Annotated in this window: 16 protein-coding genes; 9 read left to right on the plus strand and 7 right to left on the minus strand. The window is 57.3% G+C overall.

What is annotated here, in order from left to right; genetic code table 11:
* Positions 1-57 precede the first annotated feature (57 nt).
* The 5 genes from ABIB60_RS09720 to ABIB60_RS09740 all read left to right on the plus strand — a co-directional run bounded on the left by ABIB60_RS09720 (position 58) and on the right by ABIB60_RS09740 (position 3,396).
* The gene (locus ABIB60_RS09720; RefSeq protein WP_354579498.1) at positions 58-375 is read left to right on the plus strand and encodes a hypothetical protein; all 318 of its coding nucleotides are present in this window, start codon (positions 58-60) and stop codon (positions 373-375) included.
* 88 nt (positions 376-463) lie between these two features.
* A complete protein-coding gene (locus tag ABIB60_RS09725; RefSeq protein ID WP_354579499.1) occupies positions 464-892 on the plus strand; it encodes a hypothetical protein in 429 nt (142 codons plus the stop codon).
* A 73-nt stretch (positions 893-965) separates the two neighbouring features.
* Positions 966-1,760, plus strand: coding sequence for a class I SAM-dependent methyltransferase (locus ABIB60_RS09730; protein WP_354579500.1), 795 nt, complete (start codon positions 966-968; stop codon positions 1,758-1,760).
* A gap of 79 nt (positions 1,761-1,839) precedes the next feature.
* On the plus strand, positions 1,840-2,715 hold the full coding sequence (locus ABIB60_RS09735) for a UbiA family prenyltransferase (RefSeq protein WP_354579502.1): 876 nt from the start codon (positions 1,840-1,842) through the stop codon (positions 2,713-2,715).
* 60 nt (positions 2,716-2,775) lie between these two features.
* On the plus strand, positions 2,776-3,396 hold the full coding sequence (locus ABIB60_RS09740; protein ID WP_354579503.1) for a hypothetical protein: 621 nt from the start codon (positions 2,776-2,778) through the stop codon (positions 3,394-3,396).
* A 201-nt stretch (positions 3,397-3,597) separates the two neighbouring features.
* Here the strand turns inward: ABIB60_RS09740 and ABIB60_RS09745 are convergent, their stop codons facing one another.
* Both ABIB60_RS09745 and ABIB60_RS09750 read right to left on the minus strand, forming a co-directional pair.
* Entirely contained in the window at positions 3,598-4,248 is a 651-nt protein-coding gene (locus ABIB60_RS09745; protein ID WP_354579505.1) for a DsbA family protein, read from the minus strand.
* Between the two features lie 45 nt (positions 4,249-4,293).
* Entirely contained in the window at positions 4,294-5,727 is a 1,434-nt protein-coding gene (locus tag ABIB60_RS09750; RefSeq protein WP_354579507.1) for a Gfo/Idh/MocA family protein, read from the minus strand.
* 498 nt (positions 5,728-6,225) lie between these two features.
* On the opposite strand from ABIB60_RS09750, the gene ABIB60_RS09755 reads away from it, so the two are divergent.
* The gene (locus ABIB60_RS09755; RefSeq protein ID WP_354579508.1) at positions 6,226-8,667 is read left to right on the plus strand and encodes a T9SS type A sorting domain-containing protein; all 2,442 of its coding nucleotides are present in this window, start codon (positions 6,226-6,228) and stop codon (positions 8,665-8,667) included.
* A 78-nt stretch (positions 8,668-8,745) separates the two neighbouring features.
* On the opposite strand, the gene rho is transcribed toward ABIB60_RS09755, so the two are convergent.
* A complete protein-coding gene (rho, locus tag ABIB60_RS09760) occupies positions 8,746-10,992 on the minus strand; it encodes a transcription termination factor Rho (RefSeq protein WP_354579509.1) in 2,247 nt (748 codons plus the stop codon).
* Positions 10,993-11,479: 487 nt separating this feature from the next.
* Between rho and serS the strand changes: the two genes are divergently transcribed.
* A complete protein-coding gene (serS, locus tag ABIB60_RS09765) occupies positions 11,480-12,754 on the plus strand; it encodes a serine--tRNA ligase (protein WP_354579510.1) in 1,275 nt (424 codons plus the stop codon).
* Positions 12,755-12,850: 96 nt separating this feature from the next.
* Here the strand turns inward: serS and ABIB60_RS09770 are convergent, their stop codons facing one another.
* Genes ABIB60_RS09770 through ABIB60_RS09785 form a run of 4 tightly spaced genes read right to left on the minus strand, consistent with a single transcriptional unit; the run spans position 12,851 to position 17,395 of the window.
* Positions 12,851-14,056 (minus strand): sensor histidine kinase, encoded by a 1,206-nt coding sequence (locus ABIB60_RS09770; RefSeq protein WP_354579511.1) that lies wholly within the window; start codon positions 14,054-14,056, stop codon positions 12,851-12,853.
* A 30-nt stretch (positions 14,057-14,086) separates the two neighbouring features.
* A complete protein-coding gene (locus tag ABIB60_RS09775; RefSeq protein ID WP_354579512.1) occupies positions 14,087-14,530 on the minus strand; it encodes a response regulator in 444 nt (147 codons plus the stop codon).
* A 4-nt stretch (positions 14,531-14,534) separates the two neighbouring features.
* On the minus strand, positions 14,535-16,844 hold the full coding sequence (locus tag ABIB60_RS09780; protein WP_354579513.1) for an ATP-binding protein: 2,310 nt from the start codon (positions 16,842-16,844) through the stop codon (positions 14,535-14,537).
* Entirely contained in the window at positions 16,832-17,395 is a 564-nt protein-coding gene (locus ABIB60_RS09785; RefSeq protein WP_354579514.1) for a biliverdin-producing heme oxygenase, read from the minus strand. The genes ABIB60_RS09780 and ABIB60_RS09785 overlap by 13 nt, the downstream gene beginning before the upstream one ends.
* Positions 17,396-17,821: 426 nt before the next feature.
* Between ABIB60_RS09785 and ABIB60_RS09790 the strand changes: the two genes are divergently transcribed.
* Both ABIB60_RS09790 and ABIB60_RS09795 read left to right on the plus strand, forming a co-directional pair.
* Positions 17,822-18,934, plus strand: coding sequence for a hypothetical protein (locus tag ABIB60_RS09790; RefSeq protein ID WP_354579515.1), 1,113 nt, complete (start codon positions 17,822-17,824; stop codon positions 18,932-18,934).
* A gap of 409 nt (positions 18,935-19,343) precedes the next feature.
* On the plus strand, positions 19,344-19,811 hold the full coding sequence (locus ABIB60_RS09795; protein WP_354579516.1) for a hypothetical protein: 468 nt from the start codon (positions 19,344-19,346) through the stop codon (positions 19,809-19,811).
* The last annotated feature ends 32 nt before the right edge of the window (positions 19,812-19,843 follow it).

Consider the following 19,843-nt stretch of genomic DNA (forward strand, 5'->3'; position numbering starts at 1 on the left):
CCCGACGAGAGCTTAGGGGCGTATTTCCGCTGGTACGCGCTGGGCCTGACGCTTTTTATGGGCTTGCCGGCGTTGCTGGGAGCTTGGGTACGCCGCCGCGCGATGCAGTGGGTTTTCCGGAGCAGCCTTTCCCGTGCGCAGCTACTCTGGCGCACAGCTTTCGTGTTTGAGGCATCGGTGCTTTTACTGATGCTGGTGTATTTCCTGCCTGTGTTTGCATCCGGCTATGCCAACCGGGAATATCGGCCAATTGGGCTGTTGCTCCAGCTGTTCTTCAGGCTTAGCCTGCCCTGGTTCCTGGCTTCGGTGGTGGCGGCCGCACGACTATATTCGTCCCATTCTGAAACCCGTATTCCCAACAAAAAACAAGTTTAAATCAAACCAGTGCATTTTACGGGTTCGTATATCTGGCCAGGCTGTCACCCGCGCGGCGGCCGCAGTTTCACTTTTACCTCCCGCAGCTATGCTATACCACTACGCCACTACCAGTCACTCTACTACCGTCCGGACCCTAATTTTGTGGCTGCTCAGCAACGTGGGCGGTACCCTGTGGCTGCTGCTCGATTTCGCAGCCGAGCGATTAACCGACTACTCCATTGCCCTGCTGGCCGGAATGGTGGCCGCCATAGTTTCGCTGGCCGTTGTACCGTTGGTTATTCCTTTTTTCACGGTAATGAGCCGGGTGAAGCCGGGCTGGTCGCGCCGCAGCATGGCCCTGGGCGGAATACTGCTGCTGTTTCTGCTTACCAACCAGTTGCTGGTACTTCTCTCCCCGGTTGATTCTTTACGGGCTCTGCTGCCCATGTCGTTGCCGTACGGGGTGGCGGCTGTACTAACGGTGTTCTGGCTTTACGGGCCGGCTCAGCGCCAGGTGGCAACCGCCACGGAGTAGCTGCCACAGCCGCTGCCCATTCTTTTAGCTTCCCGAAGGCAGCTTCCCGGCGGGCTTCAGCGTAAGCAGCCTGATGAAGCTTCGCCGCCAGCTATTTGAGTTTGAAGATTTGCCGTGGTTTCCCCGGGTGATTCGGGCGGGTATGATGGACTACCTTCGGTTCATGATTTCGGCCTTGCGCATCTACCAGCCCATAGTCCCGCTGCTGCGGAAGGCGCTGCTGCATACGGGGCAGCACCAGGTACTGGAGCTGTGCGCCGGGGCCGGTGGCGGCACGGCCGGCGTACTACGGCAGCTGCGCGCTACCGGCTTGCCCACCGCCCGCATCCGCCTCACCGACTTGTACCCCCAGCCGGCAGCCTGGCAGGAGTTGCTGGCCAGTAACCCCGGCCTGGAGGCTGAGCCCCAGCCCGTGGATGCTACCGCCGTACCGGCTGGTATGCCGGGGTTTCGGGTAGTTTTTTCCGCCTTCCACCACTTCCCGCCTTCTGCCGCCGAGGCGCTGCTGGCGGATGCCGTCGGTTGCCGAACGGGTATTGGGGTGTTTGAAGGGGCCGGCAAGCATTGGCTCGAGATAATACTGGCCTTAACGGTGCTGCCGGTAGCCCAACTCCTGATTACGCCCTTCATCCGGCCGTTCAGCCTGAGCCGGCTCTTCTTTACGTACTGCATCCCCCTAATTCCGCTGTTCACAATCTGGGATGGGTGCGTGAGTATCCTGCGCATGTATCCGCCGGCCCAGTTGCTGCAGCTGGCCCACCGTGCCGACCCAGCCGGTACGTTTGCGTGGGAGGCCGGCCGGGTGCGCCACCGCTGGGGCCCCGAAGTGACGTACCTGATTGGCACCCCGGTTTCCAGTGCCGGATAACCCGTAGCTTGCGCGTGGTCTGGGCGGCCTGTTGCACCTGCCGGCCCACCATCTGTTCCCGCGCCCTTCCGCCCTACTCATGCCCTCGTTTGTTGCTTACCGCCGCGCTCTGCCCCTGCTGCGCATCCCGTTTTCGGTGTACCTGATGCCGGTTTTCTGGTTTGGGCTGAGTGCCTTGCGGGAGCCCTTCAGCGGATGGCGGGCCGCCGGGGTATTTGGCGTGCTGCACTTGCTGGCCTACCCCGCCTCCAATGGCTACAATAGCTACTACGACCGGGACGAGGGCAGCATTGGCGGCCTGCGCAACCCACCCAAAGTATCAAGGGAGCTGCTGCATTTGGTGTGGCTGTTTGATGGGCTGGCGGTAGTAGGCGGCTGGCTGCTCAGCCCGGCTTTTGCGGGTTTGGTGGCGGGTTATCTGCTGGTTTCCAAGGCCTATAGCTTTGATGGGATTAGGCTCAAGAAGTACCCGCTGGCCAGTACGGCCGTGGTAGTCGTGTTTCAGGGGGCCTACACTTTCCTGATGACGCAGGTGGGGGTGGGGGCCGGCTGGCCGCAGCTGCTGGAACCCAGCAACCTGCTGCTGGCCTTGGTAAGCAGCTTGTTTCTCTGCGGCTCCTACCCGCTCACGCAGGTATATCAGCACCAGGAAGATGCCCGGCGCGGCGACCGAACCCTAAGCCTGCGTCTGGGCATCAGGGGTACGTTTGTGTGGGCGGGGCTGGCCCTGGCAGCAGGGGCAGGCTTGCTGGCCACGGTGTATCTGCAGCGCCAGGAGGTGCGGCACCTGTTCCTGTTTCTGGGGGCTACCGGGCCGGTGGTCGTGTTGTTTGGCAGCTGGGCGCGGGCAGTGTGGCAGAACCCCGCCGCCGCCAACTTCGACCGTACCATGCGCATGAACCAGGTTTCCTCACTTTGCCTGAGTATTGCCTTTGCCTGTATGCTGGTGTGGTAGCCGGAACGGTAAAGCCGGTGCCTGCGTACAGATCAGCTCACTCCCTCTTCCTTCCCCACTATGCGTTCCATCCTGCTGTTGCCCTTGCTGCTAGCCGGGGCGTGCTCCTCGCCGGAACAGCCGGCTACCTCCACACCGCCCCTGGCTGACTCTTCTGCGGCCCCGCTTGAGCCACTGGATACGGTGCGCCCGGCCACGGTTGATGCGCAGGCCGACACGCTGCTCACCAGCCGCAGCCGCCACGTCTTCTCGGCACCGGGCACCCCCGATGTGTTTTCATTGGTACTGCGCGGTTCCTCGGTACTGAGCAGCGAGGCAGCCTTCACCATCACTACGGCCGGCGGCGAAGTAATTTTCCGGGAAATGCTAACGTCCTCGGACCTGGAAGCCGCCATGGTGTACGAAATGACCGGCCCTACCGCCACCCAGAACGAGCGGGAAGCCTACGTACGGAAGCGGGTGCAGGAGTTCTTCGCGGAAAAGAACTTCAAGCGACCCGCCGTGCCGAAGTCCGCTATTTTTCCGGGGTCTACGGAAGCACCGGCTGGCCTTGACCGCGCCGCTTGGGATGACCTGCGCAGCCGCCCTGCTGCCGTGGCCTTTCACTATCTGGTTGGTAAGGAAGACCGGCGTACGGTGGCCTGGTCGCCGCTACGCAAACAGGTAGTACATATTCCCTAACGAGTCAGACCCAACGAGCAACACCCCGGCAGCTGCTTACAGTAGCTACCGGGGTGTTGCTCGTTGGGTCTGTCAGCCTAGTGCTGTTTACTAGGCTGCGTGGACAGTAACACTTCTTACTACCAAGCGAAACGTCATGCCGAGCACAGCGAAGCATGACGTGGCGTTATTTAGGTTTGCTTACTATCCGCAGACCTTAGCTTACTCAGCTTGCTGCAAGGCTTTTTCCAGCCCAGCAGCGAAAGTAGCGTAGGGCTGATAGCCCCGGGCCAGTACGTAGCCCTGCGAACCTACGCGCAGAATAGCCGTGGGAAAGCCTTGCACGCCAATTTTACCCACTGCCGCAAACTCCAGGATGGTACCCCGGATAACCTCCCGGCTCCCAATTCTCTCCCGAAAATCAGCTGCGCCGAGGCCATAGGGCGCAACCAGGGCGTCGTAGGTTGCGGGGTTGTTCAGGTCGGAGCCGTGTAGGAAGTAGGCTTGCTGCACCTCGTGGGCGAACTGGGCCGTTTCATCCTGCCGCAGCTGCCGAAACGCATGAATGGCCCGGCTGGGCAACTCCGAATTCAGCCGGTAGCTTCCTTCCTGCCCCAGGGCCCGAAACCCGGCCCCAAACTCCACGCCCGTTACCTGTTGCACCTGCGCCAGCGCCCCCGACAGCAACGGCCACTCCTCCCGAATCGGGCCTACCTGCTCGCCAGTTACCATTCCCCCGCACAGGACCGACACGGCTACCTGGCCCGCAAACTCCTGCTGCACGCGCTGAATAACCGGACTCATGCCATAGCACCACGCGCACAAGGGGTCTGAAATATAGAGTACCTCAGGAAGGTCAGGTTGTTGTTCCATAGCTGCAAAGATAATCCACGCGCCCGTGCCCGGACCGGAGTAGCATCAGGCTTGTGTAGGTTCAGAACCCCGGAACGCATCCGTGCCCGATACGGCCGGCAGCTTTACCGGCCGCCCCTCCCGCACCGATTGGTAGATAGCCTCCATAATGCGGTGGTCCTGCAGGCCTTCCTCCCCCGGCGTGTGTGGCTGCTTGTTTTCCAGAATGCACTCCGAAAAGTGGTCCATTTCGGCAGCAAACTGGTTTTTGGCCGGAATGGTAATCTGGTTCTGCATTTTGGCCTCACCCTCAGCGTGCGATGTTTGCAGCTGCTGCCCGGTGTAGGCGTAGGCGTTGTTGAGGTGCAGCCAGCCTTTCTCCGAGTTTACGCGGTAAAAGCGCGAGTCGTGGGTATTGTAGTGCGTGATGCTGTCCACGAGTACCCCATCCGGGAAGCGCATCTGCCACGACATTACCTCCTCCACTTCCTTGAATAGCGGGTTACCCGGGGTGCTGTGCATGTAGCCGAACACCTCCGTGGGCTCGGTTCCCAGCACAAAGCGGGCAGTATTTAGGCAGTACAGGCCAATATCAGGTAGGGCACCGCCGCCGGCCAGGGCTTTTTTGTGGCGCCAGTGGTCAGGGTTGGCCGAGCTTTGGCTGTTTTGGGCCTGTATGTACTTGGGCTTGCCAAACTTGTTTTGCCGCACCATGTCGCGCACCAGGCGGTTGTAGGGCTCATATTGGATGCGGTAGGCAATCATCAGCTTCACCTGGGCCTTTTTGCAGGCATCAATCATCAGCTCGCACTCCTTGGCCGATACGGCCATGGGCTTTTCGCAGAGGATGTGCTTGCCGGTTTTGGCCCCCCGAATCACGTATTCGGCGTGCATGGAGTTGGGCAGCACAATGTAAATAACCTGCACCTCGGGGTTGTCCTTGAGCTTTTCGTAGTTCTCGTAGCTGTAGCAGCTTTCGGGCTTGATGCCGTACTGGGCGGCTACCTTCTTCAGCTTCTCCGGCGAGCCGCTGACCAGAGCCACGGGCTTCGATTTTTTGCACTCCCCAAAAGCCGGCAGCAGCTCCTCCAGCGTCAGGTGACCCAGGCCCACCAGGGCATACCCCACCCGCTTGTCGGGCGGCATGGGCGTGGGCGTGGGCCCCGATGCCGGGTCTACCTTAGATTTCCATTCCTCCAGCACAATCGGTTGATCGGGGGCGGCGGGCACCTTGGCCGGCGGCGACACGGCCTCGGAAGATGCTACCTGCGCACCGCCGGGGGCAGTGTAGGTGGTGGAGGCGTCTACCTGGCTGGCGGGCGTGCCGGTGGTGGGCCCGGCGGCCGACGACTTATCGGGGGCGGAGTTGCAGCCGGCCAGCGTGCCGGCCGCCACGCTCACCGCCAGTCCCCGGCCCGCCAGATTCAAAAACTCCTTGCGAGATACCTCTTGGCCGGCGTGGCGCAGAACAGTGTTGAGCAGCTCGTTGGTGAAGGACATAAACAAAGAAGAAATGTGCCTGCCTTACATAAGGCTGTATATTCTTCCCCTACGGCATTGTCAGCCGCTTTGATATGATCATCTATACCTATCCTTCTTAACTACTCACTCTTAAGCATCCCTGTTAGCGTTACTCGCTAACCATACGTGCGTGTTTTTTAGCATGCTAACTCATCAGCAGATCTGAAAGCGGATGGCCATCCGAGACGTACACAATCTGCTGTATGACAACACACCATATCAATTAAATACAATAAAAATAATTCTAGCCCCATTTCCAATTCCTAGAAATGTTCGGATTGCGAAAACTATGCGATATAACAATTTCTGCTTTATATAAGCATTTCAATAATAATTTTTCAGATACTGTTATATAGAATATCTTTAATTATTTTTGATTAACCTCCTAACGTATAGACAATTACCTACAAATTTTAATTTCCTTGCTATATGATCCATTTTAGTGTCTGAATGCTTCATTTTTGTATCTAAATGGGAATGAACAAAGAGTTATCCACAAATAGATCCTATATTCGAAATATCAATCACTCTGTGCCTTTTCAAATGCTCAAGAAAATTACACCTGTGCAGCCCGGCTTGAACCTTTTGTCAAGAGCGAGTCTGTTTTTGGCCTTAGCGGCTCCCCTGTCCTCAGTTGGCGCGACGTTGAAATGGGTAGCTCCTAATCCTACAACGGGCAACGAGGGGGCCTCATTCACAGCAGCTTCCAGCTGGGTAGTAGTAAACCCCGTAACTTATGTCCAAACTGGCGGCAATCAAGCACCTACTTCCTCGGATATACTTGTATTTGATGGCTCACAAACACCTAACCCACAATCCAGGATTTCTGCTGGCAGCCAAACGATAGGGCAGCTCGTAATAATTAATAATGCAGCAGTAGAGCTTATAGCACCTACAAACGGTAATGGCGAAGGCACACTAGTTATCAGCAACTTAACGGGCACTGACTTATCCATTGAGCCAAACTCTTCTCTGCTGCTTCGCTCCACAGCCTCTACTGCCAACCGTTACGTTGTACTGTCACTGAACTCCGGTGCTACAGCAGCCATCAGCGGAACAGTGGATTTCAGCGGCAACAGCAACCTATCTGTGGTGCCTAACCGGCTGCTTGCAGCCTCCCCCAACGCCGTGCAGTTTCAAAACGGCTCCCGGTTTATTGCCCGAGCTGTGATTGGATATCCTTTTGGAAGTACTGGTACTACATCTTCCGGGAATAACAGCACTCAAGATCTTGCTACCACTGCAGGCTCGGTAGTCTTTAATTCAGGCTCTATATTTGAACATAGATCTGGTGCTGAACCTTTTAGTGACGGCGTCTCGCCGGTAACAGTGTTCAATGCAGGAAGCACTTATATGTATTCTGGCGGCACTTTTTCCAATAAAGGTCAACAATACGGCAATCTACAACTACTGGCTTCGGTTACAGTAGCTGGCACCATTAACATGACGGTTCTAAATGACCTGACTGTAACTGGTTCCACGGCTAATTTAAACGTGGTTGGCACTGGTACAGCGGCCGGCACAACTATCGGTGGCAGTGTTTTTATTAATAGCAACGCGGCACTTACAGCTGGCGCACTGAATTTCAATCCTGCAAGTGCCAGCAACGTTATTTTCAATGGCACTGCACCTCAATCGATAGGCGGTGTAGGAGTGGGTAGCGGCTCTAGTACTTTGTCGTTCGGTTCACTGGCTCGCTTAGTCGTCAACAACACATCAGGCACCACTACCGGTGTAACGTTCCTGAAACCATTGACGGTAGCTGCAGGTCTTACGCTCAACAATGGTGTGCTAACTACTTTACCTGTTGACGGCGTAAGTAATGCGCTTACGATACCATACAATGTAAATAGCAACACGGACTTTTTAGTTACAGGCGGTAGTACCGCCAGCTTCGTGAATGGCCCATTAACCCGTTCCACTAGCGCAACTGCCAGTGGTCAGCCAAATATTGTGTATCCCATTGGATCTGTTCGTGCTGGTACGCTGGCGTATCGACCTGTTACTTTCGCGCCCAATCAGCCTTCTGCTAGCACCTACACTGTTCAGCAATTTGAAGGAGCTCCTGCCAATCGCACATTCCCCTCAGACGGTAGTATCAAACGGGTATCCCGCATCCGCTACTATACTTTGACTCCCGGATCTGGAGCCACTTTTAATAATGCTCGTATTACTTTAAATTTTGGTCCCGACGACCAAGTGGATAACAGCAACTTCCTGCGGTTGGCTCAGGCAGTAGGTGCAACCTGGGTTAATTTAGGTGGCAATACCAGTTTCACCTCTACCACTCCTCCATACTTTTCCGGCACTATTTCTTCGGGCCAGCCTTTCAGCGGTGGTGGCGACTTTGTATTAGCCAGCACGCAACTAAGCCAAGATGCTGGTAACAATCCCTTACCGGTTACTCTTACCAATTTTTCGGTGAAACGGCAAGGTCAGTCAGTGGCAGTAAATTGGGCCACGGCTGTTGAAAAAGACAATGCCTATTTCGAGGTGCTGCGCAGCAGCGACGGTAAAGCGTTTCAGTCCGTAGGCCGCGTTGAAGGCCAAGGCACCACGAACAGCAGTACCACCTATTCTTTTGTAGATGACTATGCATTGCCGGGTCTCTCCTATTACCAGTTGCGGCAAGTAGATGCAGATGGTACGGCTAAGCTGTCCTCTATAGCGGTGGTATCAGCAACGGATGAGCTGCAGGCTTCCTTCTACCCTAATCCCAGCAACTCCACTATCACGCTGCCTGCGGTCAGTGGTGTGGTTGAGTACCGGGTGTATTCGCTTACGGGCCAGGTATTGTTGGCTGGCAACGCAGCGGGCAATTCCAGTATTGCTGTGCAAAGCATTCCTGCAGGCGTTTATATCTTGGAGCTAACTGCTGGGGGCAAGCGCAATGTGCAGCGTTTCGCACGGCAGCAATAGTCACGCCACCTTACAGAACCGCATTAAAAAGCCCCTGCTACGCTGTAGCAGGGGCTTTTTAATGCGGTAGCAACTCATTTAGCCATTCATAGCCAGCAGGAACTCCTCGTTGTCGCGGGTGCCTTTCATCCGGTCTTTCAGGAACTCCATAGCTTCGGAGGCCGTCATATCCGACATGAATTTGCGCAGCACCCAGATGCGGTTGAGCTCGTCTTTGCTCATCAGCAGGTCTTCGCGGCGGGTGCCGGAAGCGGGTACGTCAATGGAGGGGAAGATGCGCTTATTGGCCAATTTACGGTCCAACTGCAGCTCCATGTTGCCGGTACCTTTGAACTCTTCGAAGATAACCTCGTCCATTTTGGAGCCGGTTTCAATCAGGGCCGTGGCAATGATGGTCAAAGAGCCACCATCCTCCACGTTGCGGGCCGCCCCGAAGAAGCGCTTGGGCTTGTGCAAGGCGTTGGCATCTACCCCACCCGAGAGGATTTTGCCGGAGGCGGGCTGCACCGTGTTGTAAGCCCGGGCCAGGCGGGTAATGGAGTCAAGCAGAATGACTACGTCGTGGCCACACTCCACCAGGCGCTTGGCCTTCTCCATGGCAATGGTGGCAATTTTTACGTGGCGGTCCGCCGTTTCATCAAAGGTAGAGCTGAGCACCTCGGCTTTCACCGAGCGGGCCATATCCGTTACTTCCTCAGGGCGTTCATCGATGAGCAGAATCATCAGGTACACCTCGGGGTGGTTTTCCGAAATGGCGTTGGCAATTTCCTGGAGCAGCACCGTTTTACCGGTTTTGGGCTGAGCCACAATCAGGCCCCGCTGGCCCTTACCAATGGGAGCAAACAAATCCAGAATGCGGGTGCTGTATTGGCTGGGCTTGGTAGTCAGCTTGAGGCGCTCCTCGGCAAACAGGGGGGTAAGGTTGTTGAACGGTATCCGGTCCCGGGCTTCTTCCACTGAGCGGCCGTTGATGCCTTCCACACTTACCAGGGCAAAATACTTCTCACCTTCGCGCGGGGGCCGAATAGTGCACTTTACCGTGTCGCCGGCTTTCAGGCCGAACTGCTTTACCTGCTGCGGCGCCACGTAAATATCGTCGGGCGAGGCCAGGTAGTTATAGAACGGGCTGCGCAGGAAACCGTAGCCACCGTCGGGCATCATTTCCAGCGTGCCTTCGCCCGGAATGGTAATATCGAACTCCTGGCGGGCAGGCCGCTGCTCCTGCCGCTCAGCGCGGGGCTGGTCGGAGTTGCCTTGGCGGTCAGCCTGGCGCTGGTCCTGGCGCTGCTGACGCTGCAGTTCCCGTGCCGCGTAACGCTCCTCGCGGCGCTGTTCCCGCTGCTCCCGGGAATCAAGGCGGCCGCCCTCACGCGGGTTGCGGGTTTGATCGGGGCCAGTTTGCTCGGGGCGAGCTTCCCGCGGAGCTGTACCGTCCTGGCGGAAATCGGCGCGGGGCTGGTCGTTGCGGGCTTCCCGTGGCTGATCGGCCCGACCGTTTCCGTTGGCTCGGAAATCCGTCCGGTTTTCGCGCGGGGCATCGTTGCGGTACTCGCGGCCTTCGCGGAAAACGCGGGGCTGCTCCGAACGATTCTCGCGCAGGGGAGCCGGGGCCGTAGGGTCAACGGGCTGCAACTCCCGAACCGGAGCTACGGCTACCTCCGCCACTGGAGCGGCATCAATGGTTGCAGCCGCTACATCAGTAGCCACAACGGCATCGGTGGCAACCGCAGGTGCTCCTGCTACAATGGGGCGGCCGGCGCGGTCGGTACGGGCCCGGCGCTCAGGGCGTTGGTACAGCTTTACGGGGCGCTCAGCTTCAGTACCCACTTCAGCAGCAGGAGCCTGCTCAGCATTGGCAGTAGTTTCTGGGGCCGAAGCGGCTACGGGCTCGGCAGCCACGGCGGTGGGAGCTGGCTCAGCCGGCAACGTAACTACTGGGGTCGAAGTAACTGCTTCAGCAACTGCCTCCGTGGCAGCAGCTGGGGCAGTTTCCTGGCTTGGTTCGCTTTCGGGGGCAGGAGCAGTGGTAGCCGCTGCTTTGCCACGAGCGGGCCGGGCAGCCGTTGCGCGCGGGGCACGGGCAGCTTTAGGAGCGGCGGCTTTCGCAGCCGCCGGTTTGGCGTCGGGCGTTGCTTCGGCAGCCGGCGCAACGGGGGATTTCACTTTTTGGGGAAGCTTGTCGGCGGGCGTAATGGCCTGCTGATCCAGAATCTTGTAAATCAGATCCTGTTTGCTGAGTTTCTTGAAGTTGCCAACGTGTAGGTTTTCAGCAATTTCTTTTAGCTCGGACAGCAAACGGTCCTTTAACTCGTCAATAGTGTACATATAGGAAGCTGAGCGAAAAAGGCGGGGGCGGCTATCAAAAGCCTACAATGGGGCAGCACGGGCCGTTCCGGACACAAAAGGTAACCGCAACGCGGCGCCCAACGCAGAGGAAAGCGGGAAAATAAAACCGAGGGTGGAGCCTACTGGTGCGAAAGGCAAAATACGGACCAGGCTTACGAAATGGGCCACTGGGTCCGCCAACCAAAGCGGGCTTGTACGTGCAATGTTAGCGTAATACCAGGGAACTGCCAAATCCTAGTATAGAATTCGCAGCTGAGGCTCCATACGCACATTTCGGCGCAAAGGATACAGCTCACCAACCAGTTAGGGCCTTTGCAGCTGGGTAAACCCTGACCACCAAGTAAACAGTTCCGATTGGCAGACCCCTGGGCCGGGTAGCAGCGAAATTTGGCAAGGCGCCATTTTCTGCTGCATCTGCGACGGTAAACTTCTACTTTTGCTGTATTCCCTTTTGCGTTTTGTTGTTATGCTGCAAGTTTCCGTCCTGAAAGAACATACCGCCGCCGTGCTGGCGGGCCTGGCCAAACGTAACTACCCCACCGCTGAGGCCGATGTGCAGGCTATTTTGAGCCTTGACCAGCGGCGCAAGGAGCTACAAACTGCCCACGACCAGGCCCAGGCAGAAGCCAATGAGCTGGCCCGGCAGATTGGCGGCCTGATGAAAGCCGGTAACAAAGCGGAAGCCGAAACGCTGAAAGCCCGTACCGCTGAACTGAAGCAGTTGACCAAGGCGCACGCGGAAGAGCTGGGCGAGGTGGAAAAGGAGCTGCAGCAGACGCTGTACAAACTGCCCAACCTGCCGCACAGTAGCGTACCGGCTGGCCGCTCGGCTGAGGATAATGAAGTAGTGCGTGAGGTAGGCAACAGGCCGGAGCTGCCCGCCACGGCCAAGCCGCACTGGGAGCTGATTGAGCAGTACGATATCATCGACTTCGCGCTGGGCAATAAGATTGCCGGGGCTGGTTTTCCGGTGTACAAGGGCCAGGGCGCCCGCCTGCAGCGGGCCCTCATCAACTTCTTCCTGGATGAGGCCCGGGCGGCCGGCTATACCGAAATTCAGCCCCCCATCCTCGTGAATGAGGCCAGCGGCTACGGCACCGGCCAGCTGCCCGACAAGGAGGGCCAGATGTACCACGCCACCGCCGACGACCTGTACCTGATACCCACCGCGGAGGTGCCCATTACCAACCTCTACCGCGACGAAATTATTGCGCCGGCCCAGTTGCCTATTCGCAATACCGGCTACACGCCCTGCTTCCGCCGCGAGGCCGGCAGCTGGGGGGCCCACGTACGCGGCCTCAATCGCCTGCACCAGTTTGATAAGGTGGAAATTGTACAAATCACGCAGCCAGAGCATAGCTACGCGGCCCTGGATGACATGGTGGCCCACATTGAGAGCCTGCTGCAGAAGTTGGAGCTGCCTTACCGCGTGCTGCGCCTCTGCGGCGGCGACATGGGATTCACCTCGGCCCTCACCTACGATTTGGAAGTGTGGAGTGCAGCCCAGCAGCGTTGGCTGGAGGTCAGCTCGGCGTCGAACTTTGAAACCTACCAGGCTAACCGCCTGAAGCTTCGCTCCCGCACGGAAGGCGGCAAAACCCAGCTGCTGCATACGCTCAACGGCTCGGCCCTGGCTTTACCACGCATTGTGGCGGCGCTGCTGGAAAATAACCAGACGCCGGAAGGCATTCCGTTGCCCGAAGTACTCCACTCCTACTGTGGCTTCAAGCAGATTGGCTAATGGCCAAAAACAACACGAAAACGGCCGACCCGCTACGTAGCAGGTCGGCCGTTTTATTTCAGTCTACTTAGCACTGCAAAGGTATGCTAGGCTCCTTTACTCTAGGTGAACCCGGAACAGGGTGCCAACGCCTTCCTGGCTTTCTACCTCTATGCGGCCGCCAGCAGCTTCAACCAGGCGGTTCACCAAAAACAAGCCCACACCAGTGCCCTCTACCCCCGGATGAAAACGCCGGAACAGTTGAAACAGCTCCGGGCCGTGCCGGTGTAAGTTGAGGCCCAATCCGTTATCCTGCACCTCTACTACCGCTTTACCACCAGACCGGTAACAGCGGATGGTTACTTCGGGGGAGCGGGCCGGATGGCGGTATTTCAGGGCGTTGGACACCAGGTTGAGCAGAATGGTACGCAGGTTGGCGCGGGCATACGCCACCTCCCGCAAGCTGTCAGCGTGCAGGTGAATTTGCGCGCTGGTGCTGCGTATCTGGGGGCGCAGGGAACTGCATACCTCCTCTACTATTTCCGACACGGCCACTTGCTCAACGGCTTGCGTACCCATGCTGCGCTGCTCCTGCACCACGGTGGCTAAGTCGGTGATGGTAGTGGTAAGAGCCTGCAACGATACATCTACCATCCGCAGCACCTGGGCATCCTCGGGGTCGGGGAAAACGGCAGTCCGGCGCAACTCGTCAAACAAGCCCTGCAGATTGTGCACGGGCTGGCGCAGGTCGTGGGAGGCGGCGTACACAAAGTTGTCGAGGTCGGCATTGGTGCGGGCCAGGGCCTGGTTGATGGCGGCCAGCTCCTGGTTACGAATCTGCAACTGCTGACGCGTATCGGTCAACTCGGCCAGGGAGTCACGCAGTTGCTGATTGATGCTTTGCAGCTCGCCGTGGTAGCGAGTCTGGTACTGCTGCCACTCCGTTTTCTCGATGGCGTGGCGGACGGTTTTGTTCAGCGAGTCCCGGTCGAACTGTCCTTTTACCAAGTAGTCGGCGGCCCCACCGTTGAGCGCCTGCACTACCAGCTGCTCATTGCCGCTGCCGGTAATCATTACCACGCACATAACCCGGTTGGTAGTGCGGCGGCGGCACTCTTCCAGCACCGCCAGCCCATCCATATCCTGGAGGTTGTAGTCCAGCAGCATGCAGTCGGGCTGGAGCTGCTCGTACAAGGCAACGGCAGCCTCCCCGGAGGTGGCTTCAAAAAACTCCAGGCTCTCATGCCCCAGCTGGTTGCCGAGAAAACGGCGGTAGAGCACCCGGTCGGTCACGTTATCATCGGCCAGCAGAATCTTTTTCACAGGCAAAGGAAAGCGGGGCAAGCTGCGCAATTAGGCAACCGGAAGCTCAACAGCTTCCAGCCAATAGCGCACAATCAGTTGTATTTTTTCCTCAAGCGCCGCATACTCAATGGGCTTGGTCAGGTAGCTGTTGGCTCCCAGTTGGTAGCACTCATCAATATCCTTCATGTTGGAGGAAGTACTGAAGATGATAACCGGAATAGTGCTCAGTACATCGTCCTGCTTGATGGTTTCCAGCACTTGCCGCCCGTCCGTGCCGGGCATGTTCAAATCCAGCAGAATAATGGCGGGCAATACTGCCGGCCAGCTTACGTGGCGCCCGTAACCCTGCAGATATTCCAGGGCTTGGTCGCCATCAACGCAGCGCAGCACCGGATTTTGCAAGGCGTGCTTTCGGAAAGCCCGGCCAAGCGCCGTGAAATCTTCCGCACTATCCTCTACCACTAAAACGGGCTTTAACGAAGCAGAACTCATGACTTTATTTCGGAACAGAAAAGAAAAACGTTGCGCCCTGGCCTAATTCGGATTCTACCCAGAGCTGACCACCACTCTTTTCAATCATTTTTTTGGCAATGGCCAGCCCGGCTCCAGTACCGCCGCCGTACTTGTCCTGGCTGTGCAAACGCTTGAAAATCTTGAAAATATTGGCGTGATGACGGGGCGCAATGCCAATGCCGTTGTCGCGCACGTACAGCACCTGATACTCCGTCCCATCAATCACCCCGCGTGGGCCTACTTTGCCCGCGGGAGCCACGCCTACTTCTACGGTTTTGGTTGAGTTATCGTTGTAGCGCATGGCATTGGTGAGCAAGTTGTTGAGCACTTCCCGCAGGCGTACGGGGTCGGCGTGCACGGTGGGTAATGGCCCGGCAATAACAAGCTCCGTACCCGTTTGGGCAAAGCGCGGCTGTAGTACCTCGGTCACCTCTTGCAGGATCTGGTTTACATCTACTTCCTTCACCTCGGGCTCCAAGCGGCCCACCCGCGAGAGTTGTAGCAAGGACTCGATGAGGGATTCCATGCGCTGGCTCAGGCGCACCAGGGTTTCCAGCTTGTTTACACCATCGGCATCGAGCTTGTCGGCGTAGTCTTCCAGCAAGAACAGCGAGTAGTTATGGATACCGCGCAGGGGCTCCTTTAGGTCGTGCGAGGCTACGTAGGCAAAGGAGTCCAGCTCGTCGTTGCTGCGTTCCAGCTCGGCGTTGAGGCGGGAAAGGGTCTGGGCGCGCTCCTGAATCTGGTTGAACAGGCGCAGGCGGATATCGGCAATGCGCAGGCGAATTTCCTGGGCAGCTTCAACTTCTATGGGTTTCCACTCCAAGGCCGTGTTTTCCACCGACTGGCTCCAGGCGGAGAAGGACTGGCGGGGCGAGAGGAAAATCTCCCCGTCTTTGCGCACTTCGGCTTTCTGCTGCTGCCCAGCCCAGGTAACGGTCTGCAGTACCTCGGGCCGCAGCCAGATCAGGAAATCATCGGCGGAGTGACCCAGTCGAATGGCCAGAATACCACTAGCTGAGGACCGAATTTCCACTCCGCGGGGGTTATGACGGGCGTAGGAGCTGGTATGAAACAGCTCACCCTGCATGTGCTCATGCAGCCAGGTGAGCAGGGGCGCTACCTGGGCCAGCGCGGGGGCAGTACCGTACGTGGCCACGTCCCCATCAAAGCTCAATATGACCCCGCCACAGTCAAATACCTCCTTTACGGCGGGCAGGTGGTCGTAGAGCGTTTTGCGGAAGTCGGGAAACTCCGTGAGCAGGCCAAACAGGCGGGCCTGGTTTTCCCGGAGCTTCACCTGATAGAGGTAATCATCGGCCTGCTCCTTGCTCTTGAGCAGGGCCGAGAAGGTTTTGCCGATGAACTGGCACAAGTCGCGCAGCTCGTAGCTCACCAGCCGGGGCGAGTAGTGGTGGCACACCAGCAGGCCCCACAGCTGCCCGTCCCGGATCAGGGAAATGGTCATGGTAGCGCCCACGCCCATGTTTTGCAGGTACTCCACGTGAATAGGCGACACGCTCCGCAGAATGGCGTACGTCATGTCGGGGGGGCGGGGCGCGGTGGGGTGGTGGGCCGGCACCAGCGGCACAGGACCATAGCCCACATCCGGAATAAAGCGCAGCCAGTTTTTGAGGTACATGGCCCGCGCCTGCTTAGGAATATCGGTGGCCGGATAATGCAGGCCCAGGAAAGATTCCAAATCGGGGCGGCAGGCCTCAGCTACCACCTCCCCGCTCTCGTCCTCAGCAAAGCGGTAAGCCATTACCCGGTCGAAGCCGGTGATATTGCGCACTTGCTGCACAGCGTACTCACAGAACTCCACCACCGACGTAGCCGCCAGCATCTGGCCCAGCGCATCGTTGAGGGAAGGCAGGTTCAAAGGGCCATCGGAGGCCGCGTCCACAGGCTCAAACTCCAGCCACAGCAACCCATCAAAGCGGTGCATGATGAGCTTGTAGAACGGCTGGCCGGGCAACAGATCCAGGCGGACGCCCAGCAGCCGGTGCCCCTCGCGCAGGGTGTCCAGCTGGGCATTGACGTCGGCGAGGCGGGCGGGCTCAAATAGGTAGCCCAGCTCCTGCCCTATTAGCTCCTGAGCCGGAATACCCAGCAGCTCCTGGGTGTTGGCGCTGGCCTGGGCAACGCGGCGCGTATGCTCATCCAGGCACAGCAGGAAGCCGTAGGGCTGCACCAGGCCCGGAATATGGATGGGCTCCCGGTCACAGTTGGTCAGGTTGATTTCCTGGCCTACCAGGGTTTCATCGGTGAGTACTAGGCCTATTCTATCCACTGGTGTAAGCGTTGGAAGGTGAGGGAAGCCGACGCTACGATTTCGTCGGCGGTTTCGGGGGTCGCGGCGGCGGCCAGCAGCTGCACGAAGGATTTCCAGAGCGGGCCGGTCTGCTCGGCGTGGCCGCTGAAGTAGGCCCGGGTAGGAATACCGTTTTTGGCCAGCTGGCGGGCAATTACCTGCCCGCCCAGCGTGGAGCCTTCCAGCACGTACAAAGCCCCCAGCAGCTGAGCCCGGGTGTGCAGAGGCGGCAGGTTGGAGGCTAGCGGCAGCGTTTCGGCGGCCGGCAAGTCCTGGCTGAGTAGGGGGCTGCGGAAGCGGCGCTCCAGCTCCCACTCGGGCCCGAACCAGTGGCTGTGGGCGCGCAGCTGCTCCTCAAACGGCACCACGAAGCCGTAGAGCTTAGCCAGGAAGCGGGCCGTGGCGGCCTCGGAAATTGTGCCGGCGGTCAGGGCCTGGTTGAACTCGTTGGCCTCCAGCGCATCGTGGGAGGGGCGGGTTTCCTGACGCAGGCGGGCGAGAATTTCTACGGATTCAGAAGGAGAAGTCATTCGGGGCAAGGTCGGAAACACAAGTCCCGAGTTCAGATTAAGTAGCTGGTAAACAAATGTAGGGCAGAATACTTTCCCAGCTCATGTTGGAACAACCACTTGCCCAATCAGCCTAATATTCAGCCCTTTGCTCATGCACGTAGCTCCAGGCCCACGGCTCTCCACTTGCTGCGCTGGTATTCTTTTACTAGTACTGTTGTGCTTTCAGATTGTTTGGCTAGGTTTGAGCCATTAGTACCGCCCTGCCACTTTCGTGGCCATCCTATTTACCCCTATTGCCCGCGCCCTGTGCGCTGTACCACTTCCTGACTAGCTCAGCCGGCTGGTTTTGGCCACAGCACGCAGACAACACCGTGTTCTATTCACCCCTTTTACCATTTTTTCTATCATGTTCAAACATCTCCCCCCCCCCCACGGTTTGCCGCTTTGCTGGCCGCCTGTAGCCTGCTGCTAGCCGGTTCCGCCTGCCAGAAAGAAACCGATAGTTCTCCTTCTCCGGCGGCCACGCACGCCACGCAGGAGGCCAAAGGTGCCCGAGAACCCAAAAACAAGGGCCGGTACCTGGCGTTTGCCACCAGCGCCGATTTTCTGGAAGCCGCCGCTCAGCTGGACAAGCTGGCCCCCGGCGAAACCACGACCCAGCATCTGGAGCAGTGGGAAAAGAAATACGGCTTTTCCTCCCTGCGGGCACGCTACGCCAAGAAACAGCAGGAGAAAGAGCTAAAGGAGAAGGCGAAAGCCAGCGGCGGAACCACCGCCATGCGCATTCCGGTAGACGGAGAGGAACCGATTGAACCGTACTTCGAGCCTTATTCAGAGTCCGTAGATGAAGGGCTAATTATCCATGATGACTTCTTCGCGGCTATGCTCTCGCCGGAAGGTACCATCCAGATTGAGGACAAAATCTTCCGCATTGATTTGGCCAACAACATCGTTTCCTATATCCCAGTGGTACAGGAAACCTATTATGAGCAGTTTGTCACGGATGAGCTTAGCGAGAGTATAACTGTCCGGTACTTCAACTTTGACGAGGACATATTCGGTCTGCTGGCGGCCGGTGACCAGGGCACCAGTTTCGGAGCTGATTTCCGAGGAACCATTCGCATTGGCTCTGGTATCGGGTGCGGGGAAAGTGCAGATGGGCGAAAAAAGGATGAGCATCAATACTATAGTAGCAAAGGGCGTATGCATTGCAAAATAGTGTACCAACCTTTTGGTATATACCATTCTATAATAGCTAAAGCCAGTCACCAGAAGAAAACCTGGTATGGCGCATGGCTAGGCTCACCCGCGACCATGTATATTCTACCTGACCCTGGTTCATACTGGCAGCCCATGTGCGAAACATATACTGAGTCCAATTTAAACTCTTACAACAATATTGGGGCGCCTTATTTTGGTAATGAAACTGGCGACCATAACACCGTCACTCACCGCTACTTCAATTCAATGAAAGGCCTCAAACGCTACAAAGCAGATGTCAAGTTTAGAGTAGGCCAATACACGACTCCTAATTATCATATAGAACATAAATGGTAGAATATAGAACGGCCACTATTGAATTAGTGGCCGTTTTCTTTTTCACTGAAAAATATCCTTCACCATGAAATCAAGATTTTCACCAATAATATTATTTATAACCATTCTTTTATCATTGAATACCCAAGCACAAAGCAAGCTGTATTTAGACCTGAGGGCAGGCATCAATTATAACTTTGCGGAAGGCGCTTATTCTGGCAAATTTCGTAAGCCATTTAAAGCATACAGTTCGCTAAGATTTGATGAGCAAGGAGTAGTAATGTTACGGTTACAGCTTAAGGAGAATTGGGGCATAGCAGCAGGATACAGTGGTAGCACATTGGCTTGGGCATACAGCATAAAAGTACCCCAGAAATATACCGTTAACCCATTCGAGGGAGAAAGAAGCGGAGTTAGTGCAGGCCGCTACATGCACCAGTTTCCTGTTCTGGTCAGCAAGCGTATCGGCCAGTACAATATCAAGGAGCTTGATACGCTCAACCACCTGTACCTGGCCAGCTTCCGGCTTGATGCCGTACTGGGCTCCGGCCTGAACTGGAACAACCGAACCTGCGAGGATTGCAGTAGCCTGAGCGGGGGCGGCCTGGCCTATGATGTTATTGAGTTTGAGGAAAAGATAATCACCAAACGGCGCTTCGGCACGTTTGTCACGGCGGGGGCAACGGCCCGGTTTTACCGCCTGGGCAAAGAGCGGCTGAACCTGAGCCTGTATTACACTCAGGGCCTGACCGATATGCTACTGGTTCCGGTGGAGTACCGCTATAACTCGCAGCGGGGCAGCACTACGCTGCGCGTACGGGGCTCCGGGTTCAGCGCCACGCTGGGCGTGCCCATCCGGCTGAAAACATTTAAGAAGTCAGGTACTCCCGGCGGATAGTCCACGGCCACGGAGTACACTCAGTTCTCAGC

Origin of the sequence: Hymenobacter sp. UYP22, from assembly GCF_040547285.1 — a bacterium.
In the GTDB taxonomy this organism is placed as follows: domain Bacteria; phylum Bacteroidota; class Bacteroidia; order Cytophagales; family Hymenobacteraceae; genus Hymenobacter.